The organism is Psychrobacter sp. (assembly GCF_030454045.1).
Taxonomy (GTDB): Bacteria; Pseudomonadota; Gammaproteobacteria; order Pseudomonadales; family Moraxellaceae; genus Psychrobacter.
Map to the genome: position 1 here is coordinate 1 of NZ_JAKDJE010000070.1, position 15,486 is coordinate 15,486.

16 protein-coding genes are annotated in these 15,486 nt (G+C 43.6%); 10 read left to right on the forward strand and 6 right to left on the reverse strand.

Annotated features, from left to right (window positions below):
• The first annotated feature begins 270 nt into the window (after positions 1-270).
• The 7 genes from L0G63_RS11190 to tsf all read left to right on the forward strand — a co-directional run bounded on the left by L0G63_RS11190 (position 271) and on the right by tsf (position 7,172).
• A complete protein-coding gene (locus tag L0G63_RS11190; protein WP_301450725.1) occupies positions 271-1,143 on the forward strand; it encodes an ABC transporter substrate-binding protein in 873 nt (290 codons plus the stop codon).
• 12 nt (positions 1,144-1,155) lie between these two features.
• Positions 1,156-3,366: an ATP-binding protein gene (locus L0G63_RS11195; RefSeq protein WP_301450726.1), complete on the forward strand. Its 2,211-nt coding sequence runs from the start codon at positions 1,156-1,158 to the stop codon at positions 3,364-3,366.
• Between the two features lie 62 nt (positions 3,367-3,428).
• Positions 3,429-3,791 (forward strand): response regulator, encoded by a 363-nt coding sequence (locus L0G63_RS11200; RefSeq protein ID WP_058025789.1) that lies wholly within the window; start codon positions 3,429-3,431, stop codon positions 3,789-3,791.
• Positions 3,792-3,821: 30 nt separating this feature from the next.
• Positions 3,822-4,271, forward strand: a complete 450-nt coding sequence (locus L0G63_RS11205) for a chemotaxis protein CheX (RefSeq protein WP_301450727.1) — start codon at positions 3,822-3,824, stop codon at positions 4,269-4,271.
• Positions 4,272-4,309: 38 nt separating this feature from the next.
• The gene (locus L0G63_RS11210) at positions 4,310-4,759 is read left to right on the forward strand and encodes a chemotaxis protein CheX (protein ID WP_301450728.1); all 450 of its coding nucleotides are present in this window, start codon (positions 4,310-4,312) and stop codon (positions 4,757-4,759) included.
• 386 nt (positions 4,760-5,145) lie between these two features.
• Positions 5,146-5,928: a 30S ribosomal protein S2 gene (rpsB, locus tag L0G63_RS11215; RefSeq protein WP_301450729.1), complete on the forward strand. Its 783-nt coding sequence runs from the start codon at positions 5,146-5,148 to the stop codon at positions 5,926-5,928.
• A gap of 362 nt (positions 5,929-6,290) precedes the next feature.
• Positions 6,291-7,172: a translation elongation factor Ts gene (gene tsf, locus L0G63_RS11220; protein ID WP_301450730.1), complete on the forward strand. Its 882-nt coding sequence runs from the start codon at positions 6,291-6,293 to the stop codon at positions 7,170-7,172.
• A 171-nt stretch (positions 7,173-7,343) separates the two neighbouring features.
• Here tsf and L0G63_RS11225 read toward each other — a convergent pair whose 3' ends face one another.
• The 4 genes from L0G63_RS11225 to hflX form a co-directional block, all read right to left on the reverse strand.
• A complete protein-coding gene (locus L0G63_RS11225) occupies positions 7,344-8,150 on the reverse strand; it encodes a lytic transglycosylase domain-containing protein (protein WP_301450731.1) in 807 nt (268 codons plus the stop codon).
• Between the two features lie 420 nt (positions 8,151-8,570).
• A complete protein-coding gene (locus tag L0G63_RS11230; RefSeq protein ID WP_301450732.1) occupies positions 8,571-9,260 on the reverse strand; it encodes an LrgB family protein in 690 nt (229 codons plus the stop codon).
• Between the two features lie 16 nt (positions 9,261-9,276).
• Entirely contained in the window at positions 9,277-9,711 is a 435-nt protein-coding gene (locus tag L0G63_RS11235) for a CidA/LrgA family protein (protein WP_301450733.1), read from the reverse strand.
• A gap of 328 nt (positions 9,712-10,039) precedes the next feature.
• Positions 10,040-11,470, reverse strand: a complete 1,431-nt coding sequence (gene hflX / locus L0G63_RS11240; RefSeq protein ID WP_301450734.1) for a ribosome rescue GTPase HflX — start codon at positions 11,468-11,470, stop codon at positions 10,040-10,042.
• A gap of 306 nt (positions 11,471-11,776) precedes the next feature.
• Here hflX and L0G63_RS11245 point away from each other — a divergent pair, with 306 nt between their 5' ends.
• Positions 11,777-12,577 (forward strand): 1-acyl-sn-glycerol-3-phosphate acyltransferase, encoded by an 801-nt coding sequence (locus L0G63_RS11245; RefSeq protein ID WP_301450735.1) that lies wholly within the window; start codon positions 11,777-11,779, stop codon positions 12,575-12,577.
• Positions 12,578-12,708: 131 nt separating this feature from the next.
• Here L0G63_RS11245 and L0G63_RS11250 read toward each other — a convergent pair whose 3' ends face one another.
• Both L0G63_RS11250 and L0G63_RS11255 read right to left on the reverse strand, forming a co-directional pair.
• On the reverse strand, positions 12,709-13,749 hold the full coding sequence (locus L0G63_RS11250) for an aldo/keto reductase (protein ID WP_301450736.1): 1,041 nt from the start codon (positions 13,747-13,749) through the stop codon (positions 12,709-12,711).
• Positions 13,750-13,797: 48 nt separating this feature from the next.
• Positions 13,798-14,295, reverse strand: a complete 498-nt coding sequence (locus tag L0G63_RS11255; protein ID WP_301450737.1) for a peptidylprolyl isomerase — start codon at positions 14,293-14,295, stop codon at positions 13,798-13,800.
• A gap of 173 nt (positions 14,296-14,468) precedes the next feature.
• Between L0G63_RS11255 and L0G63_RS11260 the strand changes: the two genes are divergently transcribed.
• Positions 14,469-15,137: a DUF1294 domain-containing protein gene (locus tag L0G63_RS11260; RefSeq protein WP_301450738.1), complete on the forward strand. Its 669-nt coding sequence runs from the start codon at positions 14,469-14,471 to the stop codon at positions 15,135-15,137.
• Positions 15,138-15,157: 20 nt separating this feature from the next.
• Positions 15,158-15,412 (forward strand): hypothetical protein, encoded by a 255-nt coding sequence (locus L0G63_RS11265; protein ID WP_301450739.1) that lies wholly within the window; start codon positions 15,158-15,160, stop codon positions 15,410-15,412.
• The last annotated feature ends 74 nt before the right edge of the window (positions 15,413-15,486 follow it).

Consider the following 15,486-nt stretch of genomic DNA (forward strand, 5'->3'; position numbering starts at 1 on the left):
GACAGTATATAGCTTTAGAGCCTACGCCAGCATGAATAATGTCCATTACACCAAATATTAATAATATATATATTGTATAGATATATATGAATTATTATGTATATATAACTAATTGTATATAATTGTCAAACATTATTATTGCAATTGTAAAGTTAGGTAAGTATTATCTAACGTAACTTTCTGTAAGTAAATATTATAGGAATATTGCTTAACCTCTCTAGATTGTCATTCATTAAATTGTATAACCACATTAATTCTCAAGGATAGATTATGAAGCAGCTATACCGAATATTACCAGTCGTTTTAAGCGTAGGTATCTTTGGATGCAGCAACTCTAGTACACCAGAAAGTACTGCTGCTGAGAACAAGCCTGCAGAAGGGCAGGAGGAGTTTGTCAGTAGCCTTCCAGATTCAGCGCCAGTTTTAAAAGTAGCAACCACAGGGACCATGCCTCCTTTCTCGTTCCAGGACGACTATGGCAATATGCAGGGCATTGACATTGACTCTATTCGCGCGCTTGGCGAAGAAGAAGGGTTCAAAGTTGAGTTTTATAAAGAAACCTGGCAAAACATGTTCGATACAGTAGAGTCGGGCAGTCGTGATTTAGCGATTTCAGGCATCTCTTATAAAGATGAGCGTGATGCTAAGTACGGCTTGTCTCAGCCTTACTTCTTTAACCCTGCCGCTATTATGTACGCAAAACCAGAATTAAATATTAACAGCCTAGATGATTTGCAAGGCAAAAACATCTCTGCAATGGAAGGCTCTAAGCAGGTCGATCAAGCACAGCAAATGGGTAAGTACAACAACTTCTCGACCAGAACGACTGCCTTTTTATTGTATGAAGATTTAATGCAAGGCAAAGTAGATGCGATTTTGCATGATCTACCTATCTTGCAATATACGGCAAAAAACCATCCTGAGCAAAAAGTAACCATCGTTCCTTATGAAGGGCAAGACAATCCATCAGCACAGCAGGTTATTTTGATGGCAAAAGGTAATACTGAGCTCATTAACAAAATCAATGACGGTATTACCAAGCTAAAAGCGGAAGGTAAGTTTAAAGAGATTGAAGCTCGCTGGCTTGGTGAGACTACAAGTCCAACGGCTAGTGCTTCTGCCACCACTGAACAAGCAAACTAAGGGACGTTTGATATGGCTACAATAAATAATGGAGATAACAAACGTTATCGCGGCTTGATTATTTCGATTGCACTGTTTTTGTCTTTGATCGGTGCTTTGCTTGTATTTACTTTCTATACCTCAAGCTTGCTTGAAAGAAACACGGTATTGATTGATCAGACCAACCAAGTGGCAAATAGTGCACAGTCAGTTATTAAAGATCTGTTCGATTTGGATAGCAGTTACGGTGAAGATACCAGCTCGCCGCACATTCAGCGTGTATTAGAGCGTTTGGAACAGAATACAGCACTGATTAACAATACGTTGACGGCTATCGGAGAAGGCGGCACGATTACCGACGATGCTGACGGCAAAACGTACAAATTACCGAGCGTTAGCGGTAGTGCGCAAGAAAATGTACAAGCGGCAAACGAGCAATGGCAGCTACTTGAGCCTAGAATTGAAACTTACTTAAAAGATGCTGATAACGTACTGGTCGATTCATCAGATGATTTGACTCAGGCGGTAGAGCAGGCAAAAACCTCAAGTTTGCTAATGAACGAATCATTAGATGATTTGACCAACGAAGTGTTTGATGACGCAGAGCGCCAAGCCAATACCATTCGTCTAATTCAGGCACTTGGGGTTGTTGCGATTTTTGCTTACTTCTTGATCTTCGTATTCTTCTTTGTACGCCGCTTACGTGAGACCGATGCTGAGGCATTTGCTGCTCGTCGCGAAACGCAAGAGATTATGGAAACGGTAAATACAGGTCTATTCCTACTGGACAAAGACTTAAATATTGGTCAGCAGCACTCGCGCGCGCTTAACGGTATTGTCGGCTCTGATAGGCTAGCAGGAGAAAACTTTACCAACGTCTTGCGTGGTCGTATTTCTGACAAAGATCTTAAGACCACTCAGCAGTTCATTGAGCAGCTTTATAATCCTCGAGTTAAAGAAAAATTGGTAGATTCTCTAAATCCTTTGCACAAAGTGATGCTACATAACAGCTCTGATGATAAAGGACTTAACAATCGCTTTTTAGACTTTAAATTCTCACGTGTTTATGAAGATAAAGACATTGCGCGTATTTTGGTTAACGTCAATGACGTGTCAGATGCTGTTTACTTAGAACAGCGTTTAGAAAAAGAACGCTCGCAGAATGATATGCAGATTGAGATGTTAACCACTATCTTGAATGTAAATCCAAAAATCATTAATGAGTTTATTAGCAATACCCAAGCGCATATCGAGCGTATGAATAACATTTTGAAAAACCCTGGTAGCTCACAATACGAGCTTGAAGGCAAACTAAATGCGATCTATCGTGAAATGCACAGCTTGAAAGGTGAGGCATCGGCACTAAAACTGCATAGCTTTACCAAAATTGCGTCAGAAGCAGAAGACAAATTGCATGCCTTGCAAAATCAAAGCCAGCTATCGGGTAATGACTTCTTACAGTTAGCGGTACACTTAGATGACTTGTTGAGCTTGTCTAACACTATTGCGACCTTGGGTGAACGCATCAACCGCTCAGCACCACCTAAAGCGGCGACAGCCAATACGCAAGCCCCATTAAACGATTCTGCTTTAAAAGACAGCGTGGCAAAAACAGCTGCGGTAAATAGTCAGCCAGCGAGTAGCTTCAGCACTGATGGCGGTTTAGATATTGATCTAGACGGTGAAAGCAATGATGATCATCTGTCTTTTTACAATGAGTTTGCAAAAGAGATCGCTGCCAGACAAGGTAAGCATGTGCAGCTAAAAAGCACGACACTGGCGCAAACTCACATACCAGAGCACCTTGCCAAGCCAATTAAAGAAATCAGTATTCAGTTGCTACGTAACGCGGTTGTGCACGGTATCGAAACCCCAAGTGTTCGTCATTCGGCTGGTAAGCCTGAAGTCGGTACGATTGATTTGGAAGTACAAGATAACGGTTCAGACTTCACACTAGTAGTGCAAGATGATGGCCAAGGTATCGACTATGACAGCATCCGTAATAAGCTAAGCAAAGAAGGTCGCTTTAGTGAGGAAGAAGCCAGCCAGCTCAGTCAAGGCGATTTACTCAAGCAGCTATTTTCTTCTGGGTTCTCTACCAAAGAAAACGCAGATGAAGATGGTGGACGCGGCGTTGGACTTGATATCATCAAAGCACAAGTAAAAGACTACAATGGCAAGCTGAATGTGAATAGTGAGCTGGGTCAAATGACACGGTTTGTCATTACTTTACCTAAAGCTTAATTAAAAACAGTGACGATATTGTCAGGGACGACAAGCATTTCATTAAAGGTAATAGACAAGTTATGCATAAATTAATGATTGTTGATGATTCAAATATTATCAGAAACCGTATTCAGCGCGCATACGACTCAGGAAAGTTTATGCTGGTTGCAACAGCGACTAGCGGCGTTCAAGCCATTGAAAAATTTAACATTCATCGTCCTAACGTGATCACCATGGACTTAACCATGCCGCAAATGGACGGACTTGAGTGTATCGAAAAAATCATTGCGATTGATCCTGATGTACGTATTTTGGTCGTATCAGCGTTGTCTGATAAGGCCACTGGTATCGAAGCTTTATCACTAGGTGCCAGCGGTTTCTTGTGCAAGCCTTTCTCAGAAGAGGAGCTCGTGGAGTCTTTGTATGAGCTGATGCAAGACTAATACCATTCATCGATTAAAGCAGATGTCATTATGAAAGAACAAAAGCTACAGATTTTTTTGAGTATTATTAGTCACTATTTTAATCAGTTTGGTGGCGAAGAGCTGGTTGCTGACACCCCTTACTTGTTAGAAAACAAGCAGCCAAAAGTCCACGATTATACAGGTGTTATTGGTATATCAGGTGGACAAAAAGGCGTGGTATATTTTTCGGCAACACGTCAATTACTGTCTTCAATATTGGATAGCATGGGTGAAACCGATAAGAGTGAGGAAAACTACATCGATTTGGCTGGTGAAGTTGCCAACACGATTTCGGGTAATGCGCGTAAAGAGTTCGGCTCTGAATTTCATATCTCTGTGCCGTTTGTGTTCAAAGGCGCACCGCAAAGCATTGTGTTGCCGAACGATGAGCGTTCTTTTATCATTCCCATCACTTGGCACTCGCAAGTTGGCGAGATTGTGGTTTGTCTGCAGGACTAATACTGCCACCACGTAATACAGATGGATACTAATATATTATGTTTAAAGTAGAAAAATTGGGTGTGTTTCTAAGCTCGATCAATGCGTTCTTTGCGCAGATCGACGGCTCAGAGGTGTCTATTGATACCCCTTATTTGAACAACAATAAAACGGCAGTTGGTTTTGACTATAGTGGTGTCATTAAGATATCAGGGCCTCTTGAGGGCTGTGTCTATGTCAGCGCACCAAGCGTGATGTTGCGAGAAATCATAAAAGTGATGGGCGAGCCTGACTCTTCGATCACGATGATGAAAGATTTGTTGGGTGAAATGGCCAACACCATCTCTGGTAATGCCCGTACAGAATTTGGTTCTGAGTTTATTATCTCTCCGCCTCAGATTGTTGAAAGCGCACCAAGTGTGTCTTACTTACCTAGAGATCGCCAAAGCTATATCACGCCATTCACATGGCGTGGTTATAAAGCTGTGATTGGTATCTGCATTGCATAATCTACTATGACATCACTTCTATAAATTCAAAGAAAAAAGCGATACAAATGTATCGCTTTTTTTATTGCACTACCGATCTACTGTGTCTGTAACGCATTGAGGCACTATGAATAAACTGCTGGAGACTTTAAGGTATTATGTGATAAAATACAGCGCAGCTATTTTTACAGTTTAGATATAATTAGTTTAAACGTACAATGGCTTATTTTTGAAACCAACCAATGACACACACATCATGGCAAAAAATTGCTGGGTGTTTGGCGACTTGATTAATTTGCGAACCATTAGGGCTTTAGTAATAAAGACTAGTCAGTAGCAGATGCGTGTCGCCAAATAGGCTGTTTTTGTGATGTGGAGGCATAACCCAACCAATAGGATATATTCTCATGGCTACAAAGAATCCAACCAAAATCGAAATGCGCGACTTACTACAAGCTGGCGCTCACTTTGGTCACCAAACACGTTTTTGGAACCCAAAAATGGGTCCATACATCTTTGGCGCACGTAACAAAATCCATATCATCAACTTAGAGCACACCGTAAAAGCGTTCAACGAAGCGTTGACTTACGTAAACGGCCTAGCGGCTAAGAAAAACAAAGTATTGTTTGTTGGTACTAAGCGTGCTGCAAGCGGTATCGTACGTGAGCAGGCAGCTCGTGCTGGCATGCCTTACGTTGACCATCGCTGGTTAGGTGGTATGTTGACTAACTGGAAAACACTACGCCAGTCAATCAACCGTCTAAAAGAGCTAGAAAAGCAATCAGAAGATGGCACTTTTGCGAAGCTAACCAAGCGTGAAGCGCTAGAGCGTACTCGCGATATGGAAAAGCTTGAGCGTTCACTAGGCGGTATCAAAGACATGGGCGGCCTACCTGATGCAATCTTCGTTGTAGACGTAGATCACGAAGCCATCGCGATTAAAGAAGCCAAAAACCTAGGTATTCCAGTTATCGGTATCGTTGATACGAACTCTAGCCCAGACAATGTTGATTACATCATCCCAGCTAACGATGATGCTATCCGTGCAGTATCGCTATACGTGACTTCTATGGCTGATGCGATCATCGCTGGTAAAGAATACGCACAAACTCAAGCTGGCGGCAAAGCTGAGCAAGCGCCTGCGACTGAAGAAGCACCAGCAGAAGAAGCTGAAACTCCAGCAGAGTAAATAGCTGAGTTAAAAAGTTTAACTTTGTAAGGATGTCTTGATAGTGTAGCTATCAGCATCCATATAATGTTATAAACAGCGTATAAGCTCATAATAGGCATGATGTAGTTTTACTCGTCATGCCTTGTTATTGAATAGAGCATTATTAATGAGGCCGTTATACATAACCGAGTAGCTAATGGGCGAGTATTATCGTTCGTACTGGCTATAGCGCTATGTTTTTAAGATGTTATTTGTTTGACATCATTCATGGCTATATTAGTAACCATCCAAAATGAGCTGGCTTGCTAGATTTAAAGCAACATTAAGATATCGAATAGACATTAATTCCTCTTATACATAACTATACTAAGGTGACTCTTATGACAGAAGTAAAAGTATCAGCCAAAATGGTAAAAGAATTGCGTGACCGTACTGGTCTTGGCATGATGGAATGTAAAAAAGCGTTAGAAGAATCAAACGGTGATGTTGAAGTTGCCATTGATAACCTACGTAAATCTGGTCAAGCAAAAGCAGCTAAAAAAGCGGGTAACATCGCAGCTGATGGCGCTATCATCATCGCTCAAGACGACAGCAAAGCGTTCTTGTTAGAAGTTAACTGCCAAACTGACTTTGTTGCAAAAGACGACAGCTTCACAGCATTTGCAGAAAAAGTGGCTAACATTGCTCTAGAAAACAATGTCACAGACGTTGCTGCTATCTCTGAATTGCCTTATGGCGATGGTCAGACGGTTGAAGAAGCACGTGTATCTTTGGTACAAAAAATCGGTGAGAACATTCAGGTTCGCCGTGTTGAAACACTTGAAGGTGCTAACATTGCAGCATACCGCCACGGTCTGCGTATCGGTGTTGTGGTCTCTTATGAAGGTGGCGATGCTGAAACTGGTAAAAACCTTGCCATGCACATTGCAGCATTCAACCCTGTTGCGGTAGATGACGAAGACGTTTCTGCTGATGTACTAGCACGCGAAAAAGACATCATCGAGGCAAAAGCGAAAGAGTCTGGCAAGCCTGACAATATCGTTGAGAAAATGATCGAAGGTGGCCTACGTAAGTACCTAGACGAAGTTACGTTACTACGTCAGCCATACGTTATGGACAACGACAAAAAAGTTGGTGATGTCCTAAAAGCGGAAGGCGTAAAAGTACTAGGTTTCAAACGTCTAGAAGTTGGCGAAGGCATCGAGAAGAAGCAAGAAGATTTTGCTGCTGAAGTTGCTGCTACTCAGGCTGCTAACAAGTAAGCACTGATTTATAAGGCTTATGACGATGAGTGCCAAGTGAGCACTCATCGTTTATCTTTATCGCTCATAAGACTTTATGATATAAAGTAGCCACATAAAAAAGCCCGTTAAGAGATTAACGGGCTCTTTTATGTGGTTTTTTTGAATGGTATTTACGGTTTAACGCTCAGCTTAGCGCAGGGCTGCGTAGGCTGATTTGACATAGCTTGCGTTATTGCCGTTGCTACTAGTGCCATAACTGACATTTTGTAGGCCGCCGCTATTGGTGCTGCTATTGACTTGATTGCTAGCACTCATACTAGCGCCAGACAGGCCCGCATCATTTTTATAAAGGCTGTGATAGCGACTCATGACCCTTTGAACATAATTTCGGGTCTCTTTGAAAGGAGGGATACCGCCATACTTGTCAACATTGCCTTCCCCAGCGTTGTAGCCTGCGACGGCATGTTCGACATTGTTATTGAACCGGCGCATGAGCCAAGCGATATATTTGGCTGAGCCTTCAATATTATCTGCAGGATTCCAAGGATTGTTGACATTAAAGCGACGGGCGGTGGCTGGCATCAGCTGCATAAGGCCTTGCGCGCCGACTGGTGAGCGGGCATTAGGGTTGAAAGCAGATTCGGTGTGCATCATTGCTTTCATGAGTGCAGGATCCACGCCGTTGCGTTCAGCAGACGCTCGAATATAGCTATCATAAGCATTGCGACTGCTACTATTACTAGCGGCGCTGCTACCATAGCCATCACTGCTACCGTCATACATTTTAGAGTCTTTGTAATAAGTGACTTTTACTTTTTTTGTGAATTTATCAAAATTGCCACTAGGGTTGACGTTGGTCAATAATACTTGTCCAGCTTTGTCTTTATAGATATACATATTGCCAGCGTTGGCAGCAACAGAAAAAGTGGAGAGGGCAATGGTACTTAGTAGAATGGAAGACAAACAGCGAGTGAGCAAAGTAGCAGGATTTATCATGGTGTTATCACTTTTTATCGAATAATAGCAAATTGTTTTGCCTATAGACGCGTCATTCTACGCGCTTAAGCGGTCATCAGGGCTGCAGGATGGATAGCTTATCGAGATTATAGCTACCTAGCAGATACCACGTTTAACAAGAACCACTTGCAATAGATACAAAAAATAATAGTTACTTACTATAACATATAATAACTTTTTGCCGTATCAGATTGACAAAATAAGTTGTAAAATCAAATTTTTACCGCTAGTCAGTCCCAAAAAAGTGAATGAAATATGCTTATCAAAACGCTCAACAAGACACTGACATCGTGTCATGTAGACGTGTGTTTAACGGCGGTCTTATCTTAATGCTTTAACGTTTAACCACAACCACAATGCTCAGCTGAGTCGATCATCAAAGTGATTGGCCAAGAGGTTTCAAATATTCATTGCACTTATAAAGATAGGCACCCAGATAGCAGTGACAATACCATTGACTGCCAGCCCAAAGGCCGCATATCGTCCTGCTGTATGGCTGATCTGCCAAGCCTCGACTGTACCAAAGGCATGCGCGGCGAGTCCAAGTGCAAGACCCTTAGCTCGATCATCATTGATACCGCGAAATAAAAAACGGGCGACAGCGCCGCCAATGAGACCTGAGACGATGATGATCAGGTTCGCCAGTGCTAATGGCGCATTGATTAAATCGGCAACACTCAGGCCAATGGGAGTAGTCACAGAACGGGTAGCAAAAGCAAGTATGGTGTCGTGACTCAATGAAAATAGATAAGCTAAGGACATTGGCAGTAGGGCGCCAATGGCACTAGCAAATACAACGATCAAAGAGAGCTTTTTGACAGGCAATCCTTTAAAGTTCATTGCAGCAAGTGGAACTGCTAATAGCACAGTAACATAGCCTAGTAGGTGATCAAATACAGGCTTAGCGACGCTGTAATAATTATCATAATCCCACTGCAGTATGAATAAGAAAATCAAAACCAGTACAAGGGCGGTAATGACCATTGGCAACCACGATAGTTTGCGTGCCAATATACGGGCAGTCACATGTGCTACTAAGGTTAGGAGTACGGCTGCTAAGGTCGCCATAAATACGCTGTCAAAATTCATAATATCTCTCCGCAGCTCACGGCTGTTCTTTGTGCTGATTGGTCGTGACGCTATCGGGATTACCACCTTGATTCAACCAGTGATTGGCCAGTAACGCTAGCCCCCACATGGGTATGAGCGTACTCACTAACATCGTTGTCATCACACCCAACAACTCATCTCCTAACGCAAATAGTAACAAGCCTGCACCCGCAGAAACTGGCAAAAAGGCAAAACCGCTATCGACGAGTAAGGTGTTGCTAGCTTGAGTAATCCAGCTAGGTAGTCCCTTAAACACTCGCCATAGAGTCAGAATAATAAACATTGCAACCAAGCCAACAATGTTGGCGGCTTTTTCAATGCCTGCCATTTGACAAAGAACCATCGCTGTCTCACGGACAGCTATCACCATAGCCAGTGTCAAAATTAATGCAAGCCATAATGGCATATGTGAGGAGTGAGTAGGCTTCATAAGCAGTTGGCCAAGTCAGATATAAGTGATGAATTTATAGTAGCGAGCAGGTGATTGTATGAAAAGTACCACGTGAAAATGACGCTATGGGTATTGGTAATAGGCAGTAAGAATCTCTCGGATTTTAAACGATCAATACTGCCTGTCAATATTTGTCGAATGTATCATCACTGATTATATAGAGAGTAAGCGCATTAATAAAGAGCATAGATGCAGACAAAAAAATAGACGATATCAATCGATATCGTCTAGGCTTATCTTAACTTACTATGTAAAAGCTTGCAGTCAAACAGTGTGTATTAAACGGTCACGTCTCTGCTACCTTACATCATTCTTTTTCTGAGTCGACTACTTCAGCATTCAACGCATCAAACTCATCAAAAGCCCTTTCTTCTGCTTCGGTCAGGGTCTGCGCTTCAGTCTCTTCAACTTTTTCAAACTCTTCAAGTACTGGCATCAGTAGCGTTGCTTGTGCGAGCGGTAATACCTCTGATGGTTTTAAGTTGGCTTGACCCAGCAGTTGTCTCAATCGATCACTTGGCAAGCGAATGGTTAAACATTCGCGGCCAGTATCATCGTAGCTTTCTTCTAAGATAACGTCCAGCTCATACAAGGTATTTTTGAATTGTCCTGCGTCATAGGGCAAGGTCAAATCAAACGTGGTCAATGTACCAGTAAGCAGTTGCTGTACCGCAAGCGTCAGCTCCTCCATACCGAGGTTCTCTCGAGACGAGACATAGACACGGTTTGGCTGGCCTTCGCTAGCATAGCCGATATGGGCAGGCTCATCGGTCAAATCAATCTTGTTATAGACATTGAGAACAGGCACATCATTGTCAATCTCAGACAACACTTCTTTGACCGCTTGAATTTGCTCGTGCATATCTTCACTAGCAGAGTCGATGACGTGCAACAATAAGTCCGCCTCTAACGTCTCCTCCAGTGTGGCATGAAACGACTCGACCAACTCATGCGGCAGATGACGAACGAAACCGACGGTATCAACCAATACCACACGACCAACGCCTTGCCAGTCTAAACGGCGTAATGTCGGATCTAGAGTTGCAAACAGTTTATCAGCCGCATAGATATTTTCATCGACCAAGCGGTTGAACAACGTAGATTTGCCTGCGTTGGTATAACCCACAAGCGAGATGGTCGGTACGTCAGATTTTTGTCTACGAGCACGGCCTTGGGCACGGGTCTGACGGACTTTTTCTAGCTTGCTTTTGAGCTGATTGACTCGCGTCTGTAGTAGACGGCGATCTGTCTCAAGCTGGGTTTCACCAGGCCCACGTAAACCAATCCCCCCTTTTTGGCGCTCCAAATGCGTCCAACCCCGTACCAGACGCGTCGATAAATGGTTCAGCTGCGCCAGCTCTACTTGTAGCTTACCTTCATAGGTACGCGCCCGCTGAGCAAAAATATCCAAAATCAAACCAGTACGGTCCAAGACGCGGCACTTCACCAAAGCTTCGATATTACGCTCTTGTGAAGGCGACAAGCTGTGGTTAAACAGCACAATATCAGCCTCGTGCTCACGGACCAATTCTGCAATTTCCTCTGCTTTACCGCTACCAACGAAATACTTGGGGTCAGGGCGTGCACGTGAGCCTGTGACCAGTGCCAAGCGATCGGCACCTGCTGAATCCGCCAACAATTCAAACTCATTGAGATCATCAGGATCCTGAATTTGGCGAATGTCTAAATGTACTAAAATGGCGCGCTCGCCACCTTCATGTCTTTCAAAATAATCCAAAGAGTATCACCTATGTAATAAAGTAAATGTCTCGCTATCAGCAGCTCAATAAGGCTTATCATAGCGTTCATATGAGTATCTATATAGGGCCTTATCACTTGATATTAAAGCGTATTAGCATGATTAACGATGGTTTTATGTTACAGCGGTTATTGTGACTAATGCTTTGTAACGCTGCAATATTGCCTATTTGTATAAAAGTCAGCATTCACTGAGTGAACACGCTATCACTGTGCGTGTGAACTTTGTTATACTGGGCTCGTTTTTTGACTATTAAACACCCGTTATTTAATCATGAGGGCGAAGATGAGCCAAGCTAAATCAAGCTTTTCACTCAGACGACAGTTGGGACGCGGTAAGCAAATTGCTGGCATGACCACCACCATCGCTGGTGGTATGCGTGCCGCTCAACGCATTGGGGCATTCAAGCAGCCACCACGCGAGACACTACCACGCTACATCCAAACGTTTTGCCGTAAAATGGCAGGCTCATTTGGGGTAAAGGTCGTTGAAGTCGAACCAGTAAAGCAACATCACGGCTTGTGGGTGTCAAACCATGTGTCATGGATGGATATTCCTGTCGTTGGTACCGTGAGTCCAGCGTTTTTTTTATCCAAAGCTGAGATTGGTGAGTGGCCTGTGTTCGGTAAGCTCGCGCATGCGGCAGGCACGCTTTTCATCGAGCGCGGCTCCGGTGATGCAGGTTCCGTATCCTCACAAATTGCTGATTTCTTAGCCAAAGGTTTTTCGGTGATTTTCTTCCCTGAGGCGACCACCACTAGTGGCAAAAAAATCAAGCGTATTCATGGCACATTGCTCCAGTCAGCGATAGATGCTGACGTGCCTATCAGACCCATTGTTATCGCTTATGTCGATAAAGATGGCACGCTTAGCGACGCGCTGCCATATTATGGCAAGATGACAATGAAGGACAGCATGAAAAAAGTGCTCGATAGCAAAGATGTCACCGCGTATGTATTGCCACTGGCGCCGCTAGATCCGAAAGGCTGTACCAAAAGTGAGCTGACCAATTTGTTGCAAGCACGTATGCAAGAAGGGTTGGCAGAACTGCATTCACGAGTACTTCGTATACCCGTTGAAGATTGATTATTTATAGCTAAACTAGCTTAGTTAATAAAAAGGCGCAAATCTCGAGTTATATGACTGCGATTTGCGCCTTTTTTGTGTCTATAATAAATGCAGGTGCAGCAATTTATAGACCGCTGATCTAGATCGAACTAAGGGGATGGATTGGGATGTTGTGTGTGTACCGCTTCAATCGCTTCGAGCACGTCTGATGTTAGCTCCACATTGACACTATCAATGTTTGACTTGAGCTGTTCGGTTGTCGTCGCGCCAATGATATTGCTGGTGACAAAGTGACGTGAATTGACAAAAGCCAATGACATTTGCGCCATGTCCAACCCAGCATCAGCGGCGATCTTTGCATATTGCTCGGTCACTGATACCGCTTGCTCATTGGTATAACGGGCGAAGCGATCATACATCGTCAAGCGTGCGCCATCTGGACGCTTGCCATCGAGATATTTACCAGACAATACGCCAAAACCAAGTGGCGAGTAAGCAAGTAGCCCCACGTTTTCGCGATGGGCAATCTCAGCCATACCAACTTCGTATAAACGGTTTAATAGGCTATATGGGTTTTGCACCGTGATAGGCGCGATCAAGCCATTTTTGTCCGCTTCCCATAGATAGCGCATGAGTCCCCATGCCGTATCGTTTGATAAACCATAAGCACGAATGCGACCTTTTTTGATCTCGTCATTTAAGGCCTGAATGGTCTCTAGAAAGGGCGTTAAGTCATCTGATGACTGTGCTGCCATGTCCTCTGTATAGCCGCGCTGACCAAAAAAGTTCGCTTGACGCTCAGGCCAATGCAGCTGATAAATATCGATATAATCGGTTTGCAAACGCTCAAGGTTGCCATCAATAGCGCTGCTGATATGCTGCGCGTTAAAGCGTGTTTGCCCATCACGCAAAAAATCCATTGGTGATATTTTGCTGGCAAGGATGACTTTGTCACGCTGTTTGGTTTTATCAAACCAAGTACCCATGAATCGTTCGGTATCACCCTGTTTGTCTTTGTCTGGTGGCGACGGATACATCTCGGCAGTATCCCAAAAGTTCACACCCTCAGAGAGTGCCATGTCCATTTGCTCATGTGCTTCGGACTCAGTATTTTGCTGTCCCCAAGTCATCGTACCTAGACAGATCTTAGATACTTTTTCATCGAGCTGCGGTAACGTTGTATATTGCATTCGATTGTCCTTTCTCGTTTTTTTATTGTGGATTGTGCGTTTGGACAACTACATAAGTTGTATACCAGTGACGCCAGGTGGTGTGACCTTAAAGATTTTTACTTTAAATAATACGTCTTGCCCAGCCAGCGGATGATTGAAGTCCACTTCGACTTGGTCATCATCAATGGCGCTGATCGTACCGGGCAAGGTGTTTTTGCCTTTGTCTTCGAATTCAACCATCATACCGACTTCTGGATTGTCAGCGACGAGCGCAAACTGAGTACGGCTAAAATGTTGGATGTTTTCAGGATTCCACTCACCAAATGCTTGTTCTGGCTCAAGGTGTGCAGTACGAGTGTCACCGGCGCGTAGGTTCATCAGCACCTGCTCAAAACCTGGGAGTAAACTCTCATCACCGATGGTCAAAGAGACGGGCGCCTCACGACTAAATGTTGAGTCAATGATGGTACCGTTTTCTAGTGATACTTCAAAATGCAGCTTTACAAGGCTGCCATGAGTGATACGGGTGTCTTCGTTTGGATTAACAAATTGAGATTGGGTCATAGTAAGAAACCGTCTGTTGCTGGCGTAAAAGAATATGGGGGCAGTGCTGTAGTATAAAAAATAACAAATAGTGTCAGAAATAATAAGCCATCTGCGATTAGATGTAAGCGTCAATAATGTAACGTAGATGAGGTACTATAATTGGCAATTCTAAAAGATATGAGGGGTCGGTGGTGAATAAACAACAAGGTATGGTGAAAAAATGGCAGGATGATAAAGGGTTTGGTTTTATTGAAACTCAAAACGGTGACTCTGTCTTTTTTCATGTGAGTGAATTTAAAGCACGCCGTCGTCCTGAGGTTGGCGAACAAGTGGTATTCACCATGGGACGAGACAATCAAGGGCGCAGGCGAGCCAAACAAGTACAAGAACTTGGTTTTGTGCAGCAAAAAATGGCACAAAAAAACAGCCAAATCCGTAAGCGCAACCAAAAACGCAGTCACCAAGCGGATTTTGAAGCAGGACAAAAGAAACGCTCGTTCCTTGGTTTGGCTTTTTATGGTGTCCTAATTTTATTAGCAGCAACCGATAAACTAAGCTGGCTGGTGGTGGCTTGGTACGCAGCGTTGGGCGTGATCACTTACGCCATGTATGTCAAAGACAAAGCTGCTGCCCAAAGTGGCGACTGGCGTACGCCTGAGTCAACCTTGCACGTGCTGAGCGCGCTTGGCGGTTGGGTAGGGGCGTTATTGGCTCAGACGTATCTACGGCACAAATCACAAAAGCCTGAGTTTCGTGTCACCTATTATTTGACCGTCGTTGTGAACATGGCAGGATTACTGTTTTTATTGACGGATGGTGGGTTAGAGACTGTGACTGATTTATTATCAGAGTTGCTATAAATGAGAACTAAGACACACATATGGATAATGTGATTATGAATACGTCAGGCTTCGTTGGTGGCACATTGGTGCATACCGATAAAGGATTAATACCGATCAAAGATATTAAAGTCGGTGATATGGTTTTATCTAGAGATCAACACAACGCGGAAGGTGAGCTAGTCTATAAGCCAGTACTTCGTACTATAGTCACAGAAGATGTGCCTGTATTTTTTGCTACCTTTACACCAGAGTCTGTAGACGACTTACCATTCGAACAGCAAAATAACTTTTGAACCGCCCCGACTATATCGGAGAGTGGATTGCTTGAGTCAGGCAGCTTTGTCTGACTCACAAAGACTATCATAGT